19 protein-coding genes are annotated in these 22,496 nt (G+C 67.7%); 15 read left to right on the top strand and 4 right to left on the bottom strand.

Annotation, left to right across the window (positions count from 1 at the left end):
- The first annotated feature begins 8 nt into the window (after positions 1–8).
- Both ACFVMC_RS01905 and ACFVMC_RS01900 read left to right on the top strand, forming a co-directional pair.
- Positions 9–305: a WXG100 family type VII secretion target gene (locus ACFVMC_RS01905; protein ID WP_379205980.1), complete on the top strand. Its 297-nt coding sequence runs from the start codon at positions 9–11 to the stop codon at positions 303–305.
- Between the two features lie 28 nt (positions 306–333).
- Positions 334–627, top strand: a complete 294-nt coding sequence (locus tag ACFVMC_RS01900; protein WP_379205978.1) for a hypothetical protein — start codon at positions 334–336, stop codon at positions 625–627.
- 71 nt (positions 628–698) lie between these two features.
- On the opposite strand, the gene eccE is transcribed toward ACFVMC_RS01900, so the two are convergent.
- Entirely contained in the window at positions 699–2,474 is a 1,776-nt protein-coding gene (gene eccE / locus ACFVMC_RS01895) for a type VII secretion protein EccE (RefSeq protein WP_379205976.1), read from the bottom strand.
- 147 nt (positions 2,475–2,621) lie between these two features.
- Here eccE and eccB point away from each other — a divergent pair, with 147 nt between their 5' ends.
- A complete protein-coding gene (eccB, locus tag ACFVMC_RS01890) occupies positions 2,622–4,067 on the top strand; it encodes a type VII secretion protein EccB (protein WP_379205974.1) in 1,446 nt (481 codons plus the stop codon).
- 55 nt (positions 4,068–4,122) lie between these two features.
- Here eccB and eccA read toward each other — a convergent pair whose 3' ends face one another.
- Positions 4,123–5,940, bottom strand: coding sequence for a type VII secretion AAA-ATPase EccA (eccA, locus tag ACFVMC_RS01885; protein WP_379205972.1), 1,818 nt, complete (start codon positions 5,938–5,940; stop codon positions 4,123–4,125).
- Positions 5,941–6,075: 135 nt separating this feature from the next.
- Here eccA and eccD point away from each other — a divergent pair, with 135 nt between their 5' ends.
- The 3 genes from eccD to eccCa are packed head-to-tail and all read left to right on the top strand — an operon-like array spanning position 6,076 to position 13,182.
- A complete protein-coding gene (gene eccD, locus ACFVMC_RS01880; protein ID WP_379205971.1) occupies positions 6,076–7,554 on the top strand; it encodes a type VII secretion integral membrane protein EccD in 1,479 nt (492 codons plus the stop codon).
- 1 nt (position 7,555) lies between these two features.
- Positions 7,556–9,007 (top strand): type VII secretion-associated serine protease mycosin, encoded by a 1,452-nt coding sequence (gene mycP, locus ACFVMC_RS01875; protein WP_379205969.1) that lies wholly within the window; start codon positions 7,556–7,558, stop codon positions 9,005–9,007.
- A 53-nt stretch (positions 9,008–9,060) separates the two neighbouring features.
- Positions 9,061–13,182 (top strand): type VII secretion protein EccCa, encoded by a 4,122-nt coding sequence (gene eccCa, locus ACFVMC_RS01870; RefSeq protein WP_379205967.1) that lies wholly within the window; start codon positions 9,061–9,063, stop codon positions 13,180–13,182.
- A gap of 68 nt (positions 13,183–13,250) precedes the next feature.
- Here the strand turns inward: eccCa and ACFVMC_RS01865 are convergent, their stop codons facing one another.
- Positions 13,251–13,694 carry a DUF4254 domain-containing protein gene (locus ACFVMC_RS01865; RefSeq protein ID WP_379205965.1) on the bottom strand — a complete coding sequence of 148 codons (444 nt, stop codon included), beginning with the start codon at positions 13,692–13,694 and terminating at the stop codon, positions 13,251–13,253.
- Positions 13,695–13,950: 256 nt separating this feature from the next.
- Between ACFVMC_RS01865 and ACFVMC_RS01860 the strand changes: the two genes are divergently transcribed.
- Entirely contained in the window at positions 13,951–14,760 is an 810-nt protein-coding gene (locus ACFVMC_RS01860; RefSeq protein ID WP_379205963.1) for a GntR family transcriptional regulator, read from the top strand.
- A 21-nt stretch (positions 14,761–14,781) separates the two neighbouring features.
- The gene (locus ACFVMC_RS01855) at positions 14,782–15,360 is read left to right on the top strand and encodes a GNAT family N-acetyltransferase (RefSeq protein WP_379205961.1); all 579 of its coding nucleotides are present in this window, start codon (positions 14,782–14,784) and stop codon (positions 15,358–15,360) included.
- Here the strand turns inward: ACFVMC_RS01855 and ACFVMC_RS01850 are convergent.
- Positions 15,332–18,433 (bottom strand): AAA family ATPase, encoded by a 3,102-nt coding sequence (locus ACFVMC_RS01850; protein ID WP_379205959.1) that lies wholly within the window; start codon positions 18,431–18,433, stop codon positions 15,332–15,334. The genes ACFVMC_RS01855 and ACFVMC_RS01850 overlap by 29 nt on opposite strands.
- A gap of 313 nt (positions 18,434–18,746) precedes the next feature.
- On the opposite strand from ACFVMC_RS01850, the gene infA reads away from it, so the two are divergent.
- The 7 genes from infA to rplQ all read left to right on the top strand — a co-directional run bounded on the left by infA (position 18,747) and on the right by rplQ (position 22,486).
- Positions 18,747–18,968 carry a translation initiation factor IF-1 gene (infA, locus tag ACFVMC_RS01845; protein ID WP_003418601.1) on the top strand — a complete coding sequence of 74 codons (222 nt, stop codon included), beginning with the start codon at positions 18,747–18,749 and terminating at the stop codon, positions 18,966–18,968.
- 97 nt (positions 18,969–19,065) lie between these two features.
- Positions 19,066–19,179: a 50S ribosomal protein L36 gene (gene rpmJ / locus ACFVMC_RS01840; RefSeq protein ID WP_011207363.1), complete on the top strand. Its 114-nt coding sequence runs from the start codon at positions 19,066–19,068 to the stop codon at positions 19,177–19,179.
- A 207-nt stretch (positions 19,180–19,386) separates the two neighbouring features.
- A complete protein-coding gene (gene rpsM / locus ACFVMC_RS01835; protein ID WP_379205954.1) occupies positions 19,387–19,758 on the top strand; it encodes a 30S ribosomal protein S13 in 372 nt (123 codons plus the stop codon).
- Between the two features lie 9 nt (positions 19,759–19,767).
- The gene (rpsK, locus tag ACFVMC_RS01830) at positions 19,768–20,181 is read left to right on the top strand and encodes a 30S ribosomal protein S11 (protein WP_356973837.1); all 414 of its coding nucleotides are present in this window, start codon (positions 19,768–19,770) and stop codon (positions 20,179–20,181) included.
- A gap of 21 nt (positions 20,182–20,202) precedes the next feature.
- Positions 20,203–20,808, top strand: coding sequence for a 30S ribosomal protein S4 (rpsD, locus tag ACFVMC_RS01825; protein WP_379205952.1), 606 nt, complete (start codon positions 20,203–20,205; stop codon positions 20,806–20,808).
- A 51-nt stretch (positions 20,809–20,859) separates the two neighbouring features.
- Positions 20,860–21,918 carry a DNA-directed RNA polymerase subunit alpha gene (locus tag ACFVMC_RS01820; RefSeq protein ID WP_067785162.1) on the top strand — a complete coding sequence of 353 codons (1,059 nt, stop codon included), beginning with the start codon at positions 20,860–20,862 and terminating at the stop codon, positions 21,916–21,918.
- A gap of 49 nt (positions 21,919–21,967) precedes the next feature.
- Positions 21,968–22,486 (top strand): 50S ribosomal protein L17, encoded by a 519-nt coding sequence (gene rplQ / locus ACFVMC_RS01815; RefSeq protein WP_379205950.1) that lies wholly within the window; start codon positions 21,968–21,970, stop codon positions 22,484–22,486.
- The last annotated feature ends 10 nt before the right edge of the window (positions 22,487–22,496 follow it).

Genomic DNA, 22,496 nt, shown 5'->3' with positions numbered 1-22,496 from the left:
GGCGAATAATGAGCGGAGCAACTAGCTTCGACGCAGCCGAGGCTGCGAAGGTTGTCACCCAGTACCACACTGCGGTCGAAAACATTAAGCGGACTGTCGACGCGATCACCGATACCATCGCGTCGGCCAAGGGCTGGCAGGGCGAGGCGAAGCTGGCCGGCGACAAGACCGTCGAGGCCTGGGGTCAGGAAGCTTCGGACATCAAGCGGCGGATCCAGGAAATGAACGACACGATCGAAGAGGGCAACGCGACCCTCGGAAATGTCGATCCGGACAACGTCGCCAATCTGACCAACCTGGTCTGACGAATTTCTACTCGAAGGGAGTACTGCTATGAGCGATAAGATGCTGTATGAGCGGGGCGAACAGACGCGCCTGATCGACGCTCTGGATGGCTATGTCAGCGATCTGGATCGTTACAAGGAAGAGTTCGTCGAGGCGCGCGATGCGCTCATCGCCAAGGGCTGGGAAGACAGCGAGTCGCTGGTCAGCTTCAAGCAGAAGGCCGACGGCTTGCTGTCCGAACTCAGCGATACGCATGAGAAGCTGCAGAAGGTGCGCCACGCGATCGACGGTGCGTTCACCAATGCCTTCGACGCCGACAAGAAGGTCTACAACTCCTTCTGATCCGGTACTGGACGAGTAAGGCTCCGGTCGCACGCTGTAGGCGACCGGAGCCTTACTCGTTAGCGGCCGGGCTAGTGGGCCGCGGCCAAAGCTGTATGCAGGTACTGCATTTCGTCGGGGGTGGCCACCATGTGTACGCGCGTGGTCACACCGGCGGTGCGCACGGTGACGAGGTTCGCGGTCTCCGGATCCTCGGCGAGCGTGACATCCGGGTCGAAGTGATCCTCCAGCGTCGCCGGGTTCGCGCGCAGCAGCACGATGGTGGCGTCGGAGTGATGCCCGGTCGGCTGGATGCCGTCGTAGACGATGACGGTGGCCGAACGGTGCGCGCTGGCCTGCTGGCCGGCCGCGGACCAGGCCGCGACGGTAAGTGATTGCGGCACACCGACATCGGCGGCCATCTGCCGCCAGGCATCGTGCCGGTTGGTGTGCACTACCACCGACGCGCCCAGCGCGATGGCCCGCAGGATCATCTGCTGGGCGACCAGCAGTGAGCCGATCACCTCCACCCGCCGCACCTGGTGTCCGACCAGCGGCAGCGCCACACCGTGCCCGGAGGTGTCGGCGCCGATCAGCTGCCCGCATCCGGCGATCGGCATCGGCAGGGTGAGCAGCGAATCGGGCTTGCCCGAATAGATCTCCGGGGTGAACTGGCGGCCGCGTTCGGCGACCGGCAGCGTGTACAGCAGGGCGCGGAACTGCTTGCCCGGCAACGGAACCAGGCCCTCGGCCTGCACCTCGGCCGGCTTGTCGCGGGTGTCGAAGCGGACCACCGCGGTCACCTCGATACCAGCGGCTCCGGGCTCGGCGGACTGATCACGCGGTGCCTGGCCCGCCGGGCGTTGCAGGCGCATGGTGACCGTCGTGGCCAAGGTCGGCGTGGACCAGACCGCCGCGAATCCGCGCGGTCCCAGCGCTTCCGGCGCCATCCGGTAGGTGGTGTAGTGGATGCCGTCCTTCTCCACGCTGTGCGCCGTCTCGGTGAATTCTTCCAGCGGCGTATGGCGAGTGAGTTGATTGACCGCCGCGGTGATCTCGGCCGCCGACAGCACCACGGTGGAGATGTCATGGGCGGCAAGCCGATTCGCCACGCGCCGGGTCGCGACGATGGCTGAGCGCAGGGTGCCGGTCGCGCCGCCGCCGCGCCGTGCCACCGCGGCGGCATTGGCCAGCGGGTCCAGCCGCAGCACCACCCACACCGTGCGGTGCGCGACCGCGGGCAGCGGGCCGAGGATCTGCTCGTAGAGATGCGAGACCCGGCCGGGCCCGGCGGTGCGCGCGCCGGTGCTGATGACATCGATGGAGGCCAGTTCGATGTCGAACTGGTTGAGGCAGAGCGCGATCTCGGGCAGCGGCATCATGTCGTCGGCGATCAGCGACTGCGGGCTGAGCAGCGTCACGGTGCGCGGGTGTGCCTCCACACGCAGCATGATGAGCAATCGCGCGCCGTCCCAGCGCATGCCGTAGGTGCCGCCCTCGGGCAGCGGCACGTCGAACGGCGCCTGATTAACAGTTGCCGAACGATTGCGGAACGCCCGCCAACGGAAGGTGATCTCCTCGTCCAGCCAGCCTGCCACCGACTTGCGGCGGGGCAGCGGCGTCAGGCCGAGGAGCAGGATGGCGGCGCATACACCGATCGCGATCCACACCGAGGCATCGAGGATCACCGCCACCAGCGAGCCGAGCACGGCGACCAGCGCGACCGGAATTACCCAGCGTAGCGGGAGAATTCGGAACAACCAGAAGTACGGCGAGTGCAGGGGAGTGCCGGTAGGCGTAGCCGACGGTGCGGAGGAACTCTGCGGTGCGGCGTCACGATTTTCGCCGTCGGCTGTGGTGGAACCCATGCGGACATAATGGACCGAACTCGGCGAGCTTCGCTACTGGGGGATGGCAGCCGATGGAGCTTGCGGAATCGGCGGGGTGGGTAGGTACTGTAAGCGAACCGGGTGAATTGCTCGGTCCGTAATACCCGTGTCAGTTCGGAGGGGTTCGTGCCCGCACAGTTGACTACCAAGGCGCAAGTCAACGGCTACCGGTTTCTGCTGAAGCGGTACGAGCACGCGCTGATTCGCCGCGATGTCCGGATGCTGCACGATCCGATGCGCTCGCAGTTCCGCTCGCTGGTCGTCGGCGCGGTGCTCGGCATCCTGGTGGTCGCCGGCGCGGCCATTCTGGCCTTCCTGCGCCCGGTGGGTGCGATCGGCGACGCGAATATCGTGATGGGCAAGGAGACCGGCGCGCTCTACGTGATCGTCGACGGCACCCTGCATCCGGCCTTGAACCTGGCTTCCGCCCGTCTGATCGCCGCGAGCAGCGAGGCGCCCACCTCCGTCAAGGAAACCAAGCTGACCATGCCGCGCGGGCCGATGGTGGGCATTCCCGGCGTTCCGGCCACGCTGCCCGGCGCGGCCTCGTCCGACTCGATCTGGAGCCTGTGCGACGCGGTGGAGCTATCCGCCTCCGGCAGCGCTGCCGGTTCCCCCGGCGCCAAGTCGACGGTCGTCGCGGGCGCGCTCGACTCGAGCGAACCGAACACCGCCCGGCCGCTGCGCGAGGACGAGGCGCTGCTGGTCACCCGGGGCGGTAAGACCTTCCTGATGTTCGACGGCAAACGCGCCGAGGTGGATCCGAACGATTCGGTGATCTCGCGCTCGCTGGGCATGAAGGACTACAACGCACGTCCGGTCAGCGCAGGCATGCTCAACTCCGCGACCCAGGTGCCCGCGATCACCCCGCCGAAGATCGACCGGCTCGGCGAGCCCGGCCCGGGGCGATTGTCCGGTGTGCCGATCGGCGGTGTGATCCGGGTGCAGCGGGTCGACTCCCAGGAGCTGTACGTGGTGCTCGCCGACGGCGTACAGCGGCTCACGCCGTTCTCCGCCGAGGTGATCCGCAACGCCAATTCGCAAGAGATGAACGAGATCATCTCGGTGCCGCCGGATCGCGTGGTGGGCGTGCCCGTGGTGAGCCCGCTGCCGGTGGACAAGTTCCCCGGACCGGTGCCGACCATCCTCACCCCCGAGGACAACAAGGTCAGCTGCATCCAGTGGGCGAAGAGGTCCTCGGATCCGGCCGCCACCATCACGGTCTTCGCCGGACGCGAACTGCCGCTGCCGAAATCGGCCAAGGTGGTCGAACTGGCCACCGGCGACGGCACCGGCGACCGCATCGACACCGCCTACATTCCGCCGAACTCGGGGGAGTACCTCCAGGTGACCGGCATGTCCCCGGACAGCGTGCGCAAGGGCAGCCTGTTCTACATCTCCGACAACGGGATTCGCTACGGCATCCCGGACCAGGAGACGGCCACCCTGCTCGGGCTGGCCGAACAGCCGCGGCCCGCACCCTGGCCGATCATCGGCCAGCTGGTGCCCGGGCCGACGCTCTCGCGTGAGGAAGCGCTGGTCAGCTACGACATCCTGCCGACGACGAACTGAGGCGAGAAAGCACTGGGCCCCCGAATGATCGGGGGCCCAGTGCTTTGTCCGTGGTTCAGCGCAGGGTGGCGAGCACGTTCTCCAGCGCGTTCTGCATATCGTCGGCTTCGATCCGCATCAGCACCGACGCGTCCACGGCGCTCAGATCGAGGTTGATGTCGTTGGCCAGCCGGAACTCGCGCTCCTCCTCGGCCGCCTCGATCACATTGCGGATGAAGCGGCCGTTGCCGGCCATATCGATGCCGCGCCTGGTCTCGCCGCTCTGATCTTTGGCTTGCTTGCGGTAGAGCTCACCGCAGGCGGCGACCAGCAGCGCCTGCGCGTTGTCGGCGAGTTCGGAATCCCGCTTGCTCGCGATGAATCGGCCGATATCGCCGAGTTCCTCGGGGGAGTAGGAATCGAACTTCACCCGCTTGGCGAAACGGGATGCCAGACCGTCGTTGGAGGCCAGGAATCGGTCGATCTCGCCGTCGTATCCGGCGATGATCACCACGAGGCGATCGCGATCGTTCTCCATTCGCGCGAGCAGCGTATCCACGGCCTCGCGGCCGAACGCGTCACCGCCGGACAAACCGGTTTGAATCAGTGTGTACGCCTCGTCGATGAACAACACGCCGTCCATCGCGCTGTCGATCAACTTGTTCGTCTTGATCGCGGTACTGCCCAAATGTTGGCCGACGAAATCGGAGCGTTTGGCTTCGATCAACTTATCGGTCTTGAGAATTCCTAAGCCACAGTAAATTTTTGCCACCACGCGGGCAACGGTGGTCTTACCGGTTCCTGGCGGTCCGGTGAATGCCAGGTGTTGGCCACGGGATCCGCTCGCCATTCCTTTTTCGGCTCGGATCCGCGCTAGCTGAGCGGTTGCCTGCAACTTGGCAACCTGCATTTTCACTCCGGCCAGACCGATCTGCTCATCGAGTTCGGCCCGCGCCTTCTCCAGGATCACCTTGGCTTTGTCGTCACGCTCCTCCTGACCCATCTGCTCCAGCGTCGGGGCCGAGGCCGGATCCCACCGGTTGGTGCGCGCGTCGATGACCTCCTTGGTGGTCACCGTGAGCCGGTACTTGCGGTCACGCATGGCCATGGTGTTGGCCTCGAAACCGGGCGCCTCGGAGAACACCTTCTCGAACAGCGCCTGGGCCTGCTCCTCCTCGCCCGTCTCGCGCAGGCACAGGCCGCGGCAGAAGCGGGCCGTGGTCGCGGCGGCCGGAATCGGGCCCGCCTCGGCGGCTTCCATCCGGCGGATGGCCTCGCCGAACAGGCCGAGCTGCGCGCAGGCGGTACCCACCATGACGTGCGCGCCCGCGGCCAGGTACGGGTCGTCCCAATTCGCCGAACCGGCCAGCACGGTCATCACATCGGGCCAGCGCTGCGTGGTGAAATGCAGGACGCCGCGGGCGTAGGCGCAGATCCGGTCGTCGATCTCGCGGTCGGCCGAGGAGACCTGCGCGGAGCGGTGTTTGGCCAGCTCGTCGAGCACCTTCTCGGCTTCGTCGTAGTCACCCTCGGAGATGAGCTGGGTGGCCTGCGCGAGCCAGATCTCGGTGTAGCTGGCCAGCGGGTAGTCGATGTACTGCCCGATGGTGAACCGCCCGGCCAGCACCCGCGATTGCAGGCCGAGCCGGCGCTGCTCCCGGAACAGGGTCTGGGTACTGGTCTTGTAGAGGTTGAACATCACCTCGCGGGTGTTCTCCCCGGCTGCCGCGCGCCCGAGCCAGGCGTCGCACATCCCGGGATCCCACTCGGTAGCGCGCTGGAACGCTAGCTGAGCGTATTCCAGATCGCGGGCAGATTCCTGCCCGTCGATCACAATGCCCAAGGACAAGACACCAGCGTCGAATGCGCGTTGTGCTTGGCGGTTGCCGGTCATACGGGTTTGCCCCTAAAAACAAACGGATGTGCTGTTTCTCGACCAGCATAGCCGCTGCGAGTACGGGACTTCTCCGTTAAGTTGAGTACGTTGCAAGGCGTTGATGTGTGTTCTAGGTAGGGAGTCGTCGGAGCTGTGACCGATCCGTCTAGCAGCGCTGTGGCTGCCGTTGATCCGGAGTTGTGCCGTGTCTCGGTGATCGGTGGTAACACCCAGTTGGATCTGGGTTTGCCTGCGACAGTTCCGATCGCGGCATTTATCACCGACGTGGTCGAACTGATCGAATCGCGCAACCCCGACCTCACCGAGCACGAGGACGGAGCGCCGCTGCAGACCCAGCACTGGACGCTGGCGCGCATCGGCCGCGACCCCATCCCGGCAAACCAATCGCTCACCGAGGCCGAGGTATTCGACGGCGAGTTGCTGGTATTGCGCTCGGTGTCCGCCAAGGAGTCGCCGGCGCTGTTCGACGACGTCATCGACGCGGTCTCCAAACTGACCGCGACCTCCTTCCGGCACTGGTCGCCGGTCTCGGCGCGCTGGCTCGGCCTGCTGCTGGGCCTGGTCGCGGTGCTGGCCGCGATCTACCTGCTGGCCGTGGCCAAACTCGACGGCGCAGGCATCGCGGTCGGGTTCATCGCGCTCGGCACCGGATTGGTCGCCGGCGGCGCATCGGTGCTCGTCTCGCGCCGCTACGGTGCCGAGGCGACGCTGCCGGTGATCATGCTCTCGCTCTACGCCCTGCTGCTGATCTTCGCGGGCACCGGGCTGTTCGTACCCAACAGTTTCGGCAGCCCGCACGCGATGTTCGCCTGTGTCGCAACCCTGTTCGCCGCAGCCGTGCTCTACGCCACGGCGCGGGCCGGAGCGACCATGTTCACCACCATCATCACCCTGGCAATCTTCGGCGCCGTGGCCGCGATGGTGCGCATGATCTGGGATCCCGCACTGTCCAAGATCGCCGCGGGCGTCCTGGTCGGCGCGCTCATCGTGATCACCCTGGTACCGCGTCTGGCGGTGGCCGCCGCGCGCCTGCCGGTGCCGCCGGTGCCGACCGCCGGCGCCGCCATCGACCCCGCCGACCACGAACCCCGTCCCACCATCGAGGACATCGGCGCGATCGGCGCGACCGCACTGCCCTCGGCCGCGGGACTCGAGCAGCGCGCCCGCGCGGCCAACCAGTATCAGTCCGGCATGATCATCGGCTGCACCGTCGCCGCCGTGATCGGCGTGGTACTGGCCGCCGACCCGCTCGGCGCCGCCCGCTGGCAGGGCATCACCCTGGGTGTGGTCGTCTCGATCATCCTGTCCCTGCGCGGCCGGGCCTTCGCGGACCTGGTGCAGGCGTGCACGCTGATCGCCGGTGGCGCGATCGCGTTGACGGCCTTGGGCATCGGAGCCGCCCTCGGCGAGGAGAACTGGCTGCTGCTCATCGCCGGACTGCTGCTCGTCTTCGCCACGGCTACGGTGGCCTTCGGTGTGATCGGCCCGCACACCGAGATGTCCCCGCCCATGCGCCGCACCGGTGAGATCTTCGAATACATCCTGATCTGCACCATCATTCCGCTGGTGCTGTGGATCATGGATATCTACTCGGCCGCCCGGAACATCTGACATGGCACCGCTCCTACGGCGGCTGCTGCGAGCGGTGACGGTGGCGGCAGTGCTCGCGCTCACCGCCGGAACACCCACGCCCGCACTGGCGGTCGCGCCGCCGAAGATCGACGACGGCGCGCTCGGCACCGTGCTGGGGCTGGCGGCCAGCGGCAAGCCACCGGACGAAACCGAGCAGGCCAAGGTCTGCGCCGAACCGACCCTCCAGGGCGCCGTCCCCCGCGATCCGCCCCTGGCGCAGCGGATTCTGGGTCTGGCCGAGGCGTGGCAGTTCAGCCGCGGCGCGGGGCAGAAGGTCGCGGTCATCGACACCGGCGTGAACCGGCATTGGCGGCTGCCCGCGCTGCAAGCCGGCGGCGACTATGTCTCCGATACCGACGGCACCGTCGACTGCGACGGCCACGGCACCTTCGTGGCCGGGATCATCGCCGCCCAGCCCAGCCTGGAGGACGGATTCTCCGGTGTCGCACCCGAAGCCGAGATCCTGTCCATCCGGCAGTTGAGCTCGGCCTACGAGGCCAAGGATCGCAATCGGCGCGAAGAGCCGGGCGTGATCACCCGCGAGGGATACGGCACGGTGAACACCCTGGCCGCCGCCGTCGTCCGCGCGGTCGACATGGGCGCCACCGTGATCAACGTCTCGGAGGTGGCGTGCATGTCCGCCACCGCCGCGGCCGCCGACGGTGCCCTGGGCGCCGCCGTCAAGTACGCCTACGAGCGGAACGTGGTCGTGGTCGCCGCGGCCGGAAACATCATGCAGGGCACCGCCTGTGAGAAGCAGAACGAGCGCTCGGGCTGGTCGGCGGTGGGCACCGTGGTCACCCCGGCCTGGTTCGCGCCGTACGTGCTGTCGGTGGCCTCGATGGACCCGACCGGGACGGTGTCGCCGTTCTCGCTGCACGGTCCGTGGGTCGGCGTCGCCGCACCCGGTCGCGAAATCGTCTCCCTGGACAGCAAACCGGGTGGCACCGGCCTGGTGAACGCCACCCAGACCAGCGAGGGCTTCTCCACCATCGACGGCACCAGCTTCTCCAGCGCCTATGTGGCGGGGCTGGCCGCGCTGATCCGATCGCGGTTTCCCGAACTGACCGCGGCCGAGGTGATCGACCGGATCAAGCGCACCGCACAGGCGCCGGACAACGGCCGCAACGACAAGATCGGCAGCGGCCTGATCGACCCGATGGCCGCGCTCACCGCGCAACTGCCGCCGAAGCCGGTCACGGTCGGTTCGGACATACCGCGCAAGATCGCCGGCCCGACCCCGCCGCCGTACGTCGATCCGGCGCCGCGCCTGGTCGCCACGATCGGCTCGATCACGCTGCTCGCCCTGCTCGGGCTCGGGTACGCCGCCTCCATCCCGTATCGCCGGGGGAAGCGCGTGAATGTGGACCCGAGTGTGCAGCAAGAGACCCGCGCCGTGAGCTCAGCGCCCGGAGGCGGTAGCGAAGCGTGACCACGGAGGGCGTAGTGAACGGCGCAAAACAGACACCGGAAGGGGTGTAGGACATGGCAACCGAAGGTTTCGTGCGCCGCCCGCGGATCGCGCCGCCGCGCCCGCCGGGCGGTGAGGTCGCGCTGTCCGCGCCGCCGGAACTCGACCGCCCCGTCGCCGGCAACCTGCTGATGAAGCTGATGCCGCTGGTGATGGTGGTCGCCGTGGTCGGCATGATCGCGATGATGGTCATGATGGGCCGCAATCTGCTGGCCAACCCGTTCATGATGATGTTCCCGATGATGATGCTCATGTCGATGTTCGGCATGATGGCGGGCATGCGGGGCGGTGGCGGCCCGAAGAAGGCCGCCGAGCTCAACGAGGAGCGCAAGGACTACTTCCGCTACCTCGACCAGGTCCGCAAGGATGTACGCAAGACCGGCAACCAGCAGCTGACCGCGCTGCTGTGGAGCCATCCCGAACCCAATGACCTGCAATCGGTGATCGGCAGCCGCCGCATGTGGGAGCGCCGCCCCAACGACCCCGATTTCGGGCATGTGCGGGTCGGCGTGGGCAGCCATCGCCTGGCCACCAAGCTGGCCCGGCCCGAAACCGGTCCGCTGGAGGACCTGGAACCGGTCTCGACCGTGGCGCTGCGGCGCTTCGTGCGCACCCACTCGGTGGTGCACGGCCTGCCCACCGCGATCTCGTTGCGCGCCTTCCCCGCCATCAATGTCGAAGGCGACCGCGAGTCCGCGCTCACGCTGGTGCGCTCGATGCTGATGGAGTTCACCACCTTTCACGGACCCGACCACACCGCGGTCGCCATCATCTGCGCCGACCCGGACGGCCCGGCCTGGTCGTGGGCGAAATGGCTGCCGCACCTGCAGCATCCGGTCGACCGCGACGGGATGGGTTCGGCACGCATGATGTACAGCTCGCTGGCCGAGCTGGAGACCTCCATGTCCGCCGAGCTGGTCGAGCGCGGTCGCTTCATGCGCAACGCGCAGCCGACCGCGGGCCGGATCCACCTGCTGGTGATCATCGACGACGGGTATGTCAGCGGATCCGAACGCGTGGTCAGCGACGCGGGCCTGGACTCGGTGACCGTGCTCGATCTGACCGCGCCGCAGAGCGGTCTCGCGGTGCGGCGCGGCTTGCAGTTGGTCGTCACCGACGACGGCATGGTGGCCGCGAAATCCGCTGCGGGCGTGGAGAAGTTCGCCACCGCCGACACCGTGACCAGCGCCGAGGCCGGCGCGCTGGCCCGCGACCTGGCGCGCTACCGCATCGCGACCGCCGCCCAGATGGTGAGCCTCGGCGACGAGACCAGGGCCGACCCCGGTCTGATGGCGCTGCTGAAGATTCCCGACGCCGCGCAGATCGATCCGGCCGCGGTGTGGCGGCCGCGCAGCGATCGAGAGCGACTACGCGTCCCGATCGGCGTCACCCCCGACGGCACGCCGGTCGAGATCGACATCAAGGAGTCCGCCGAGAACGGCATGGGCCCGCACGGATTGTGCATCGGCGCAACGGGTTCGGGTAAGTCGGAGTTCCTGCGCACACTGGTGCTGTCCATGGTGACCACGCACTCGCCGGACCTGCTGAACCTGGTCCTGGTCGACTTCAAGGGCGGCGCGACCTTCCTCGGCCTGGACTCGCTGCCGCACGTCTCCGCGGTCATCACCAACCTCGAAGAGGAACTCGCTCTCGTCGACCGTATGAAAGACGCCCTCTCCGGCGAGATGACCCGGCGTCAGGAACTGCTGCGCGCGGCCGGCAACTTCGCCAATGTCACCGAGTACGAGAAGGCCCGTGCGGCGGGCGCGGATCTGGATCCACTGCCCGCGCTGTTCGTCGTGGTCGACGAGTTCTCCGAACTGCTCTCGCAGAAACCGGATTTCGCGGATCTGTTCGTGATGATCGGCCGCCTGGGCCGCTCGCTGCGCGTGCATCTGCTGCTGGCCTCGCAGCGCCTGGAGGAGAACAAGCTGCGCGGTCTGGACTCGCACCTGTCCTACCGGATCGGCCTGCGCACCTTCTCCGCCAACGAGTCCCGTGCCGTGCTCGGCATTACCGACGCCTACCACCTGCCCAGCGTGCCGGGTTCGGGCTACCTCAAGAGCGACGCCGACGATCCGCTGCGCTTCAACGCCAGTTATGTGTCCGGGCCGTATGTTTCACCGCGCGGCACCCGGCAGGTCGACGGCAAGACCGTCGGCGGGCAATCCCCGGCGGTGTTCACCGCCGCGCCGGTGGCCATGCCGGAGATCATCGACGCCGATCCCGTACCCGCCGCCGTGTCCGGCGGCCGTCCGGAACTGCCGCCGCCACCCGGGCGCATGGGCCTGCCCGAATTGCCGCCGCCGCCCGGCGAACTCGGCGCGGAGGACGAGCAGGACCAGGCGCCGGTTCCGGTCGCCGAGGCCGTGCCCGCGACGCTGCTGACCACCGTCGTCGATCGCCTGCGCGGCCACGGCCGCCCGGCGCACGAGGTGTGGCTGCCGCCGCTCGAGGAATCCCCGTCGGTCGACATGCTGCTGCCCGATCCGGATTGGCGTTCGCCGGTGAACCGGCACGGTCAGCTGTGGCTGACGCTGGGCGTCATCGACAAGCCCTACGAGCAGCGCCGTGACGTGCTGGTCGTGGATCTGTCCGCGGCACAGGGCAATGTCGCGGTGGTCGGCGGCCCGCAGTCGGGCAAGTCGACCACCCTGCGCACCATCATCATGGCCGCGGCCGCCACGCACACACCCGAGCAGGTGCAGTTCTACTGTCTGGACTTCGGTGGCGGCACGCTGGCCGGCTTGGCCGGCATACCGCATGTCGGTTCGGTCGCGGGCCGGATGGAGGTGGACCGGATCCGCCGCACCATAGCGGAGGTGACCACCATCCTGCGCCAGCGTGAGGAGCGGTTCCGGGAGCAGGGTATCGACTCCATGGTCGAATTCCGCAGGCGCAAAGCGCTGCTGGCGGAGCGGCCGCCGGCCGAGCGGCAGGCCGATCCGATCATGCAGGATCCGCACGGCGACGTCTTCCTGGTGATCGACGGCTGGCCCACCATCCGCGCCGACTACGACATGCTGGAACCGCAGCTCAACGCCATTGCGGCGCAGGGTCTTTCCTACGGTGTCCACCTGATCATCTCCTCCACCCGGTGGCCGGAGATCCGGCCGGTGGTCAAGGACCTCATCGGTACTCGCATCGAACTCCGTCTCGGTGACCCATCCGATTCGGAAATGGACCGGCGCACCGCGGTGCTTGTGCCGACCGGGCGGCCCGGCCGCGGTCTGACCGCGTCGAAGCTGCACCTGCTGGTCGCATTGCCGCGCCTGGATTCCGATTCCGACCCGCGCACCCTGTCCGAGGGTGTCGCCGCCGCCCGGGATCAGCTCGACGAGATGTACAGCGGTCGGCGCGCGCCGGATGTCCGCATGCTGCCCATGGAGCTGTCCCGGGAGGCGCTGCTCGCGGAGGCCGCCCGGCGCGGTATCACCGAGAGCAAGACCCGGGCGGTCGTCGGTGTCGGCGAGACCGAGATCCAGCCGATCGTGCTGGATTTCGAGGTGCAGCCGCATTTCTTCTTCTTCGCCGATGTGGAATGCGGCAAGACCACACTGTTGCGCAATATCGTCGCGGGCATCACGGCGAACTCCACCGCCGAAGACGCCCGCGTCATCCTGATCGACTACCGGCGCACCATGCTCGGCGTGCTCGAGGGCCAGCAGCTGGCCGGGTACTCGACGTCCTCGCAGACCTCCTTCGGGATGATCAAGGAGGTCGTGAACTACCTGACCAAGCGGATCCCCGGCAACGACATCACACCGCAGCAGCTGCGCGAGCGCAGCTGGTGGTCCGGACCCGAGATCTACATCGTGGTCGACGATTACGAGATGGTGGTCTCCGGCGGCCGCAACCCGCTGGAACCCTTGATCGAGATGCTGCCGCAGGCGCGCGATATCGGTCTGCACGTGGTGATCGCCCGTCGTGCCGGTGGCGCCAGCCGGGCGATGTACGACAAGGTGCTCGGCACGCTGAAGGAGATGGGTGTCGACGCCCTGCTGATGAGTGCGCCCAAGGACGAGGGCAAGCTGCTTGGCGATATTCGCGCTACCAAGCTGCCGCCCGGGCGCGGCACGCTGATTACCCGCAGCGGCAACGAGATGATGCAGGTCGCGCACATGCCGGTGCTGTAGCAGTCCATGGACGAAGCCCCCGCAGTTCGTTTCAGAACTGCGGGGCTTTCACATTCAGCGGAGCGTGCTCACCACTCCGGTAAACGCCGACGGCCCGCGACGATGTCGCGTACCAGATCGTCATAGGCATCGGCCAATTCGGCCAGATGGTGCCACGCACTGTGCAGCAGCTCGTCATGAGCGTCGAGGGTCATCAGCGCGTGATGCGCGCGAACCGAGGACTCGGCCAGCCGATCGATCACCGACCCGACCGTCTCGGTGTGCAGAGTCGCGCCGAGTCTGTGCTGGGGCACGCAGCGCGCTACCCAATCATCCACCGCCATCACCAATTCGGTGCGGCGGCGCTCTACTTCGAGGATCACGCCGGGGTCGACGTCGATCACGGGGGCGCCCTCCGACGGCGCGATCGCGAGCAACGGCAACCGCAGACGCCGTTCGTGCAGTACCGCGAGATCGCGGGCAAACCACAGCAGCGGCCCACCGACTACGCGGTGGCCGCGGCACGCTCTCACGAGTAGATCCGAGGTCGGCAGTTGCCCCGAATTCACGGGCTGCACTGCCGGATCGGCGCAACGGGGTGCGCCGGGAAGAGCCATAACTACCGTTGATGAATCCGAACCTGCCACGTTGCCTCGCCGTTCATAGCCGCACAACACCGGATCAGGACGTTGATTACAATAAACCTCTGAAGGGACCTGTCAAGCGTTACCGGGCCGGAGAAAGCCGCGAAGAGTACACTTCGTTACCTGCGACCAACCGAGGAGCACGATGGCGGACGGTCCGACATACCAACGGATCGCAGACCTGCTTCGCGAGGAGATCCGCGCGGGCAAGTGGAATCCAGGTGCCCGGCTCCCCAGCCACGCCGAGCTTGCCGATCAGATGCAGGTCTCGATCACGACCGCGCGCAACGCCATTCAGGTCCTGGTCACCGAAAACCTGGTCTACACCGCGACTTCCCGCGGCACCATCGTGCGCAATCAGGAAGTGCTGGAGTCGGTGGTCACCGACCACATCCGCCCGGATCGCCCACGTGCCGCCCACGATATCTTCGAAGAGATCGCGCGGGCGGCGAATCGGGAACCCGCCAAGGAATTCAGCGCCCGGATGGAGCCCGCGTCCGCCGAGGTCGCCCAGTGGCTCGGGGTCCCGGAGAAGTCCTGGGTGCTGGCCCGCACCGTCGTCCAATACCTCGACAACGAACCGTGGTCCTGGGAAGTCAGCTTCTACCCGCGTGACCTGGCCGAAGCCACCGGAATCGACTCACCGCACGACATTCCCGAGGGCACCACGCGGCGGCTCGCCGACCGCGGCCACGCCGAGACCGCGCACCGCGACACCGTGTGCGCCCGGCCCGCCACCGCGGAGGAAGCCGTCGTGCTCGGCGTCGGAGCCGGGACGATTCTGCTGGACCACCTGCGGATCGGCGCCGACCACGGACGGGTCACCCGCGCCACCCGGCACCGCTCCATCGCCACCCGTAACCGCCTGTCCTACGAGATCGGCGACGACGAAGGGATAGCCGTAATTCGCGACACGCTGGGCGCTGCCTACCGGCGTGGCATCTGCCCCCCTTGACCAAGAGAACACTGTGTTGCCATGAACCCCGTGATTCGTCAGGCAACCTTCGGCGACCTGGGCACGATCTGCCGCCTTCGCCTCCAACGCACCGCCTGGCTCACCGCCCGAGGGTCGGACCAGTGGACCGTGGCCGGACACGGCAAGCCCATAGAAACCTTCGCGCACGCCGTCGGCCGATCACTGGAAGCCGGGGAGAGCTGGATCGCGGACTGCGACGGCGAGGCCGCGGGCACCATCACCGTCAACCGGCACGCCGATCCGCACCTGTGGTCGCCGTGTGAACTCGAGGACGCGGTCATCGTCCACTACATGATCGTCGACCTGCGCTTCGCCGGACATCGCATCGGCCACCACCTGCTCGCGCACGCCGGGCGGCTCGCCCACGACCAGCACCGCAAATGGGTGCGCCTGGACGCCTGGACCACCAACACCGAGCTGCACGACTACTACCGGCGCGCCGGATTCCAGCTGCGGCGCATCGCCGGACCGCTCGCCACGGGCCCGTCCTGCGCGCTCTTCGAACGCCCCACCGCCTCGTGGTACCACCCCCAGCTCACCGGGGTCGTGGTCAGTGGAAGTGGCGGTGATCCACGTTGAACTCGTCGGCGACCGTGGCGGCCAACTCGACATAGGCGCGCTTGGCCTGCTTGCTCAGGCGATGCAGGTCGATCTCGGCGCCCTCGGAGAGGTGGTCGTCGAAGGGGATGATGTGGACGGCGCGGCAGCGGGCCAGGAAGTACTCGCGCAGCTGCTGGATACCGACATTCACCGAACCCTCACGCGGCAGGTTGATCACGACGACCGCGTTGCGCACCAGATGGTCGTGGCCGTGCAGCGACAGCCAGTCCAGGGTGGATGCGGCGCTGCGCGCGCCATCGATGGCGGCCGAGGAGATCAGCACCAGCGAGTGCGCGAGGTCGAGGACGCCGCCCATCGCCGAGTGGGTCAGTCCGGTGCCGCAGTCGGTCAGGATGATGTTGTAGTACCGCTGCAGAATCCGTGCGACGGCCCGGTACTCGTGCTCGTTGAACTGCTCGGACGCGGCCGGGTCACGTTCGGAGGCAAGCACTTCCAGGCGGCTGGTGGCCTGCGAGGTGTGCTTGCGGACATCGGAGTAGCGCTCCACGTTCGGATCCAGCAGCAGATCCCGCACCGTGGAGCGGGTCTGCAACGGGACGCGCTGGGACAGCGTGCCGAAGTCCGGATTGGCGTCCACGGCGATCACCCGGTCGCCGCGGATCGAGGCGTAGATCGAGCCGAGACCCATGGTGGTGGTGGTCTTTCCGACACCGCCCTTCAGCGACAGCACCGCGATCCGGTAGTCGCCGCGCACGGGCTGCCGGATCCGGGCGACCAGCTCCTGGAGCCGCAACTCCTCCGCGGACATACCGGGGTTGATCGTGCCGCCGGAAATATGGTGCACCGCTTTACGCCAGCCACCGCCGGGCGCTTTCTTCGCCCGGCGCAGCGGCACATCGTCGAGTGAGGGCTGCGGGCCACCCGGCCGCGGGCCGTTGTTCCACTGCCCCGGCGGCGGTTGCCGATACCCGCCACCCTGCGGCGGCTGCTGATTCGCGCCCTGCTGCCAGCCCGCGGGGCCACCCGGCGGGTACCCGCCGGGCGCTTGCCCATCGGCGGACGCCGGGTAGGCATTGGGCTGCCCGTTGAACGCGTTCGGGTCGCGACGCTCACCCGCCTGACCGGCGCCCGGCGCGCCACCCTGTTCGCCAGGGGGCTGGTTGAAGACTCCCGGGTCACGCCGTTCACCCGGCGCGGCCTGATCGCCGATCGGTGCGCGATGATCGCGCCCCGACGGCGCGAAACCACCCGCACCGCCAGGCTGTCCGCTGGTTGCCGGTGCGAAACCACCTGTATTGCTTGGCTGTCCACCGGCTGCTGGCGCGAATCCGCCTGTGCTGCCGGGCTGGCCGCTGGTAGCCGGCGCGAATGCTCCTGGCGCGCCGCCTTGTTCGGCCGGGGGCTGGTTGAAGACTCCCGGGTCGCGGCGTTCGCCGGGTGCGGGTTGGTCCCCGATGGGGGCGCGGTGGTCGCGCCCGGCCGGTGCGAAACCAGGGGTGGCCGGTGCGAATGCTCCTGGTGCGCCGCCCTGTTCGGCCGGGGGCTGGTTGAACAGCCCGGGGTCGCGGCGTTCGCCGGGGGCGGGTTGGTCCCCGATCGGCGCGCGGTGGTCGCGCCCGGCCGGTGCGAATCCGCCTGTGCTGCCGGCTGCCGGAGCGAATGCTCCTGGCGTGCCGCTCTGTTCGGCCGGGGGCTGATTGAACAGCCCCGGGTCGCGGCGTTCGCCCGGTGCGGGTTGGTCGCCTACGGGCGCGCGGTGGTCGCGTCCCGTCGGTGCGAAGCCGCGGCCGTCGGCTGCCTGCTGCTCTCCTGCTGCTGGTGCGAATGCTCCTGGCGCGCCGCCCTGTTCGTCCGGCGCTTGGCCGGGGTCGCGGCGTTCGCCGAGGAGCGGTTGGTCGCCGATGGGGGTGCGAGGATCTTCTGCGGCTGCGAAAGTGCCCGGTGCTCCGGGTTGTTCGCCGACCGTGTCGAAAGTGTCCGGCTCGTCGGGGAGTTCGCCGATGGGGGTGCGGGTGTCGGGGACCGGGGCGAAAGTGTCTGCGCCGCCGGGCTGTTCACCGGCCTCCTCGTCGGAGGGGAGCCAGTGCCGATCCTCGGGGTTCGGCCGTTCGCCGCCGGAGTTGTCGTCCGGGGCAGCGGGGTCCAGGCCGAGCCGGCTCTGGTCGGTCGGGCCCGCCAGCCAGGGCGGGGGGCCGTCCGTGGGCGGCGGCCCGGGCAGCGGCGGACGGCTGCCGGATGCCGGTGGCGCGCTGTCGAATTCACGCGCCGGCGGCGGGCCGGGCAGGTCGGGACGCGCGGGCGAGGCAACCGGCTGCTCGCCGGTGATACCGGAGCCCGGCGGCGGGCCGGGCAGGTCGGGGCGTGCGGGTGGGGCAACCGGCTGCTCGCCGGTGATTCCGGAGCCTGGCGGCGGGCCGGGCAGGTACGGGCGTTCACCGGTGGTGGGTGACTCCGGCAAAGGCAGGTCCGGCAGCCGCGCGGGCGGCTCGGGCAACCGGGCGGCGGGCTCCGACGGGCGTGCGGGCGGTTCCGGCAGCCGCGCGGGCGGTTCGGGTAGGCGCGCGGGCAGTTCCGGACGCGGGGCAGCGGCTTCCGGCTCAGGCCGGGTGTAGCGCGTCGTCGCCTCGTTGGACGGCATCGGATCCGGGGCGCCGGGGTGCTGGCCCAGTGGTTGGAAGGATTCGCGATGCTCACCCGGATGCCGGGTCGGCAGGCCGGGGGGTGGACCGGGCTGCTCGGGCGGGCGTACGTCCGCGGGGTGCGGGGGAGCGGGCGGCCCCGGTCGGCGCGGTGCGTCCGGCGTCCAGGCCTCGGCGCCGGACCACGAGGAACCGCCGCGCGGCACTTCCTCTTGCGGCTGCGGTTGCGACCACGAATCGGAACGGGGCTCGGGCGCCGGATCGACGGGTGCTTCCTTGTCCCGGCCGAACAGCCCCTTGCGCTTCTTTTTCTCCTTGCGGCGGGGCGAGTCATCGATCAGATCGTCGTGCGGCAGGTTCTGGACCGGTGCTTCGTACCCGCCGCCACCACCGTCATCGGACTCCGCCAACCACGGCGGCAGCATGGGCAAGCTGTCGTTGTTACGACTCACGACTGCGCCTCACCGACCAGAAGGATGATGTTGGACTCGGTACGCTTCACTCATCCCCCTGGATCTGCTCGATCGATTTCTGGATCGCGCCCAGTTTACGCGACACTCCGGGCCCGTCGTGGGCCCGGTCACCTCGTCTCGCGCGGGCCCGTTTTTGCCTGATCGGACCCCTGCCGGTAAGCTGGAGCGGCGGTGCACCCAGGCGCCGACTGTTTGCGTGCCTTGCCTCTCCCCGAGGTGGCCGCGATCAGACACCAGGCAATCTAAACCAGGTTCGGGCGTAAGCGCTCGCCGAACCGGGATCGCGGAGGACATGGCGAAGAAAGACGGGGCCATCGAGGTCGAGGGTCGAGTTGTCGAGCCGCTGCCCAATGCGATGTTCCGGATCGAGCTCGAGAACGGTCACAAAGTTCTCGCGCACATCAGCGGAAAGATGCGGCAGCACTACATTCGTATCCTTCCCGAGGACCGGGTGGTTGTTGAGCTTTCCCCCTACGACCTGAGCCGCGGCCGGATCGTTTACCGCTACAAGTGACGGCGTTCACGCTGTCGCCCGCAGACTTCCCCGGTCTTCCGGCCGGGGAAAAACTGTGTTCACACCCGTGTGAACCACCAAGAAAGATTGGACGGACGTGAAGGTTCAGCCGAGCGTCAAGAAGATCTGCGAGAAGTGCAAGGTGATCCGCCGTCACGGCCGGGTCATGGTGATCTGCGACAACCTGCGTCACAAGCAGCGTCAGGGCTGATTCGAGCCCAGGTCACCAGCCAAGCATCGAACGCAGTTCGGATTGGCTACAGAAAGAAGAACTCCCAGCTCCAGCCGCACGCTGTGGAACCATCCGGGCCAGGCCCGGGGGCGTGTGCGCCAACCACCGGCACGGAGGCCGGTGCCCCGCCAAGACGATGGGGAACGGACAGGGAGCAGACCTCCGCAACATTAAGGAACCTGCCACATGGCACGTCTCATGGGCGTTGATCTCCCGCGCGAAAAGCGCATGGAGATCGCGCTGACCTACATTTTCGGCATCGGGCGTACCCGTGCCAAGGAGATCCTGGACGCGACCGGCGTGAGCCCGGACCTGCGCTCCAAGGACCTCAGCGACGAGCAGGTCACGCAGCTGCGTGACTACATCGAAGGCTCGGCCCTCAAGGTCGAAGGTGATCTGCGCCGTGAGGTGCAGGCCGATATCCGTCGCAAGATCGAGATCGGCTGCTACCAGGGTCTGCGCCACCGTCGTGGCCTGCCCGTGCGTGGCCAGCGCACCAAGACCAATGCCCGTACCCGCAAGGGTCCGAAGCGCACCGTCGCCGGCAAGAAGAAGTAGGGATAACCGATGCCTCCGAAGAGTCGTACCTCGGGTCCTAAGAAGACCCAGAAGTCGCGTCGTAGGGACAAGAAGAACGTCCCGCACGGCAACGCGCACATCAAGAGCACGTTCAACAACACGATCGTGTCCATTACCGACCCCAACGGCAACGTCATCTCCTGGGCGTCCTCGGGTCACGTCGGCTTCAAGGGTTCGCGTAAGTCGACCCCGTTCGCCGCGCAGCTCGCTGCCGAGAACGCTGCCCGCAAGGCGCAGGAGCACGGCGTCAAGAAGGTCGACGTGTTCGTCAAGGGCCCGGGTTCGGGCCGCGAGACCGCGATCCGTTCGCTCCAGGCCGCCGGCCTGGAGGTCGGCACGATCTCCGATGTCACCCCGCAGCCGCACAACGGCTGCCGTCCGCCCAAGCGGCGTCGCGTCTAGCGGGAAAGGATTTAGCGAAAAATGGCTCGTTATACAGGCCCCATCACCCGCAAGTCGCGTCGTCTGCGCGTCGACCTCGTCGGAGGCGACCAGGCGTTCGAGCGTCGCCCCTACCCGCCCGGCCAGCACGGCCGCGCGCGGATCAAGGAGAGCGAGTACCTGCTCCAGCTGCAGGAGAAGCAGAAGGCTCGCTTCTCCTACGGCGTCATGGAGAAGCAGTTCCGCCGGTACTACGAAGAGGCCAACCGCCTCAAGGGCAAGACCGGTGACAACCTGCTCCGTCTCCTGGAGTGCCGTCTGGACAACGTCGTGTACCGCGCCGGTCTGGCCCGTACCCGTCGCCAGGCCCGTCAGCTGGTCAGCCACGGCCACTTCCTGGTCAACAACCGCGCGGTCAACGTGCCGAGCTTCCAGGTGACCCAGTACGACATCATCGATGTCAAGGAGAAGTCGCTGCCGATGCTGCCGTTCCAGGTGGCACGCGAGACCGTCGGCGACCGCCCGGTTCCGGGCTGGCTGCAGGTGATCCCGGGCCGGCTGCGGATCCTGGTGCACCAGCTGCCCGAGCGCGCGCAGATCGATGTTCCGCTCCAGGAACAGCTGATCGTCGAGTACTACTCGAAGTAACGAGAACCCCTACCGGGCCTCAAATAGCGGGGGCCCAAAAGGAGAAGAACAATGCTGATTTCCCAGCGTCCCACCCTGACCGAAGAGGTCGTGGCGGAGAACCGCTCGAAGTTCACCATCGAACCGCTCGAGCCGGGCTTCGGTTACACCCTCGGTAACTCGCTGCGTCGCACCCTGCTCTCGAGCATCCCGGGTGCCGCCGTCACCAGCATCCGCATCGACGGCGTCCTGCACGAGTTCACCACCGTCCCCGGTGTGAAGGAAGATGTCACCGACATCATCCTGAACCTCAAGGGTCTGGTCGTGTCCTCGGAAGAGGACGAGCCGGTGACCATGTATGTGCGCAAGCAGGGCCCGGGCACCGTCACCGCCGGTGACATCGTGCCGCCCGCCGGTGTTGTCGTGCACAACCCGGACATGCACATCGCGACCCTGAACGACAAGGGCAAGCTGGAGATCGAGCTCGTTGTCGAGCGCGGTCGCGGCTACGTCCCGGCCGTGCAGAACAAGGCGTCGGGCGCGGAAATCGGCCGGATCCCGGTGGATTCGATCTACTCGCCGGTGCTCAAGGTGACCTACAAGGTGGAGGCCACCCGCGTCGAGCAGCGCACCGACTTCGACCGTCTGATCCTGGACGTGGAGACCAAGAACTCCATCAGCGCCCGGGACGCGCTCGCTTCGGCGGGCAAGACCCTGGTCGAGCTCTTCGGCCTGGCCCGTGAGCTCAATGTCGAAGCCGAAGGCATCGAGATCGGCCCCTCGCCGGCCGAGGCGGATCACATCGCCTCGTTCGGTCTGCCGATCGAGGATCTGGACCTCACCGTCCGGTCCTACAACTGCCTCAAGCGCGAAGGCGTGCACACGGTGGGCGAGCTCGTTGCCCGCACCGAGTCGGATCTGCTGGATATCCGCAACTTCGGCCAGAAGTCCATCGACGAGGTCAAGGTCAAGCTGCATGCGCTCGGCCTCTCGCTCAAGGACAGCCCGGCCTCGTTCGATCCTTCTTCCGTGGTGGGTTACGACGCGAGCACCGGAACGTGGAGCGACAGCGGCACGTTCAGTGACACCGATGGCGGCGAGCAGGACTACGCCGAGACCGAACAGCTCTAGGCCTTCGGGGTAGGCATACCCCGAACCGGCCTTACTCAAGGAGAACACAATGCCTAAGCCCAAGAAGGGTGCCCGCTTCGGCGGGTCGGCGTCGCACCAGAAGGCGATCTTCGCCAATCTGGCTACGGCGCTCTTCGAGCACGGCCGGATCACGACCACCGAGTCCAAGGCCAAGGCCGTGCGGCCCTACGCCGAGAAGCTCATCACCAAGGCGAAGGGCGGCACCCTGGCCGACCGTCGCGAGGTGCTGAAGGTCATCCGCAACAAGGATGTCGTGCACAGCCTGTTCGCGGAGATCGGCCCGTCGTTCGAGGGTCGTGAGGGTGGCTACACCCGCATCACCAAGACCGTCCCGCGCAAGGGCGACAACGCCCCGATGGCGATCATCGAGCTGGTTCGCGAGAAGACCGTGACCAACGAAGCCGATCGCGCCCGTCGCGTGGCCGCCTCGCAGCAGGCCGCTCCGGCCGCCGAGGTCGAGACCGAGGTCGTCGAGGAGGCCCCTGCGGCCGAGCCGGCCGCCGAGGTCGCCGAGGCTCCGGCCGACGAGGACAAGAAGGACGCCTGATTCGTCAGGA

This window comes from Nocardia sp. NPDC127579 (genome assembly GCF_042672005.1).
In the GTDB taxonomy this organism is placed as follows: Bacteria; Actinomycetota; Actinomycetes; order Mycobacteriales; family Mycobacteriaceae; genus Nocardia.
This window is presented reverse-complemented; position numbering and strand designations above follow the sequence as displayed.

What these genes read in the sequence shown, in the direction of transcription:
- ACFVMC_RS01905 (WP_379205980.1), top strand. Translation starts at nt 9, where the DNA reads ATGAGCGGAGCAACTAGCTTCGACGCAGCCGAGGCTGCGAAGGTTGTC.
- ACFVMC_RS01900 (WP_379205978.1), top strand. Translation starts at nt 334, where the DNA reads ATGAGCGATAAGATGCTGTATGAGCGGGGCGAACAGACGCGCCTGATC.
- eccE (WP_379205976.1), bottom strand. Translation starts at nt 2,474, where the DNA reads ATGGGTTCCACCACAGCCGACGGCGAAAATCGTGACGCCGCACCGCAG.
- eccA (WP_379205972.1), bottom strand. Translation starts at nt 5,940, where the DNA reads ATGACCGGCAACCGCCAAGCACAACGCGCATTCGACGCTGGTGTCTTG.
- mycP (WP_379205969.1), top strand. Translation starts at nt 7,556, where the DNA reads ATGGCACCGCTCCTACGGCGGCTGCTGCGAGCGGTGACGGTGGCGGCA.
- eccCa (WP_379205967.1), top strand. Translation starts at nt 9,061, where the DNA reads ATGGCAACCGAAGGTTTCGTGCGCCGCCCGCGGATCGCGCCGCCGCGC.
- ACFVMC_RS01860 (WP_379205963.1), top strand. Translation starts at nt 13,951, where the DNA reads ATGGCGGACGGTCCGACATACCAACGGATCGCAGACCTGCTTCGCGAG.
- ACFVMC_RS01855 (WP_379205961.1), top strand. Translation starts at nt 14,782, where the DNA reads ATGAACCCCGTGATTCGTCAGGCAACCTTCGGCGACCTGGGCACGATC.
- infA (WP_003418601.1), top strand. Translation starts at nt 18,747, where the DNA reads ATGGCGAAGAAAGACGGGGCCATCGAGGTCGAGGGTCGAGTTGTCGAG.
- rpsM (WP_379205954.1), top strand. Translation starts at nt 19,387, where the DNA reads ATGGCACGTCTCATGGGCGTTGATCTCCCGCGCGAAAAGCGCATGGAG.
- rpsK (WP_356973837.1), top strand. Translation starts at nt 19,768, where the DNA reads ATGCCTCCGAAGAGTCGTACCTCGGGTCCTAAGAAGACCCAGAAGTCG.
- rpsD (WP_379205952.1), top strand. Translation starts at nt 20,203, where the DNA reads ATGGCTCGTTATACAGGCCCCATCACCCGCAAGTCGCGTCGTCTGCGC.
- ACFVMC_RS01820 (WP_067785162.1), top strand. Translation starts at nt 20,860, where the DNA reads ATGCTGATTTCCCAGCGTCCCACCCTGACCGAAGAGGTCGTGGCGGAG.
- rplQ (WP_379205950.1), top strand. Translation starts at nt 21,968, where the DNA reads ATGCCTAAGCCCAAGAAGGGTGCCCGCTTCGGCGGGTCGGCGTCGCAC.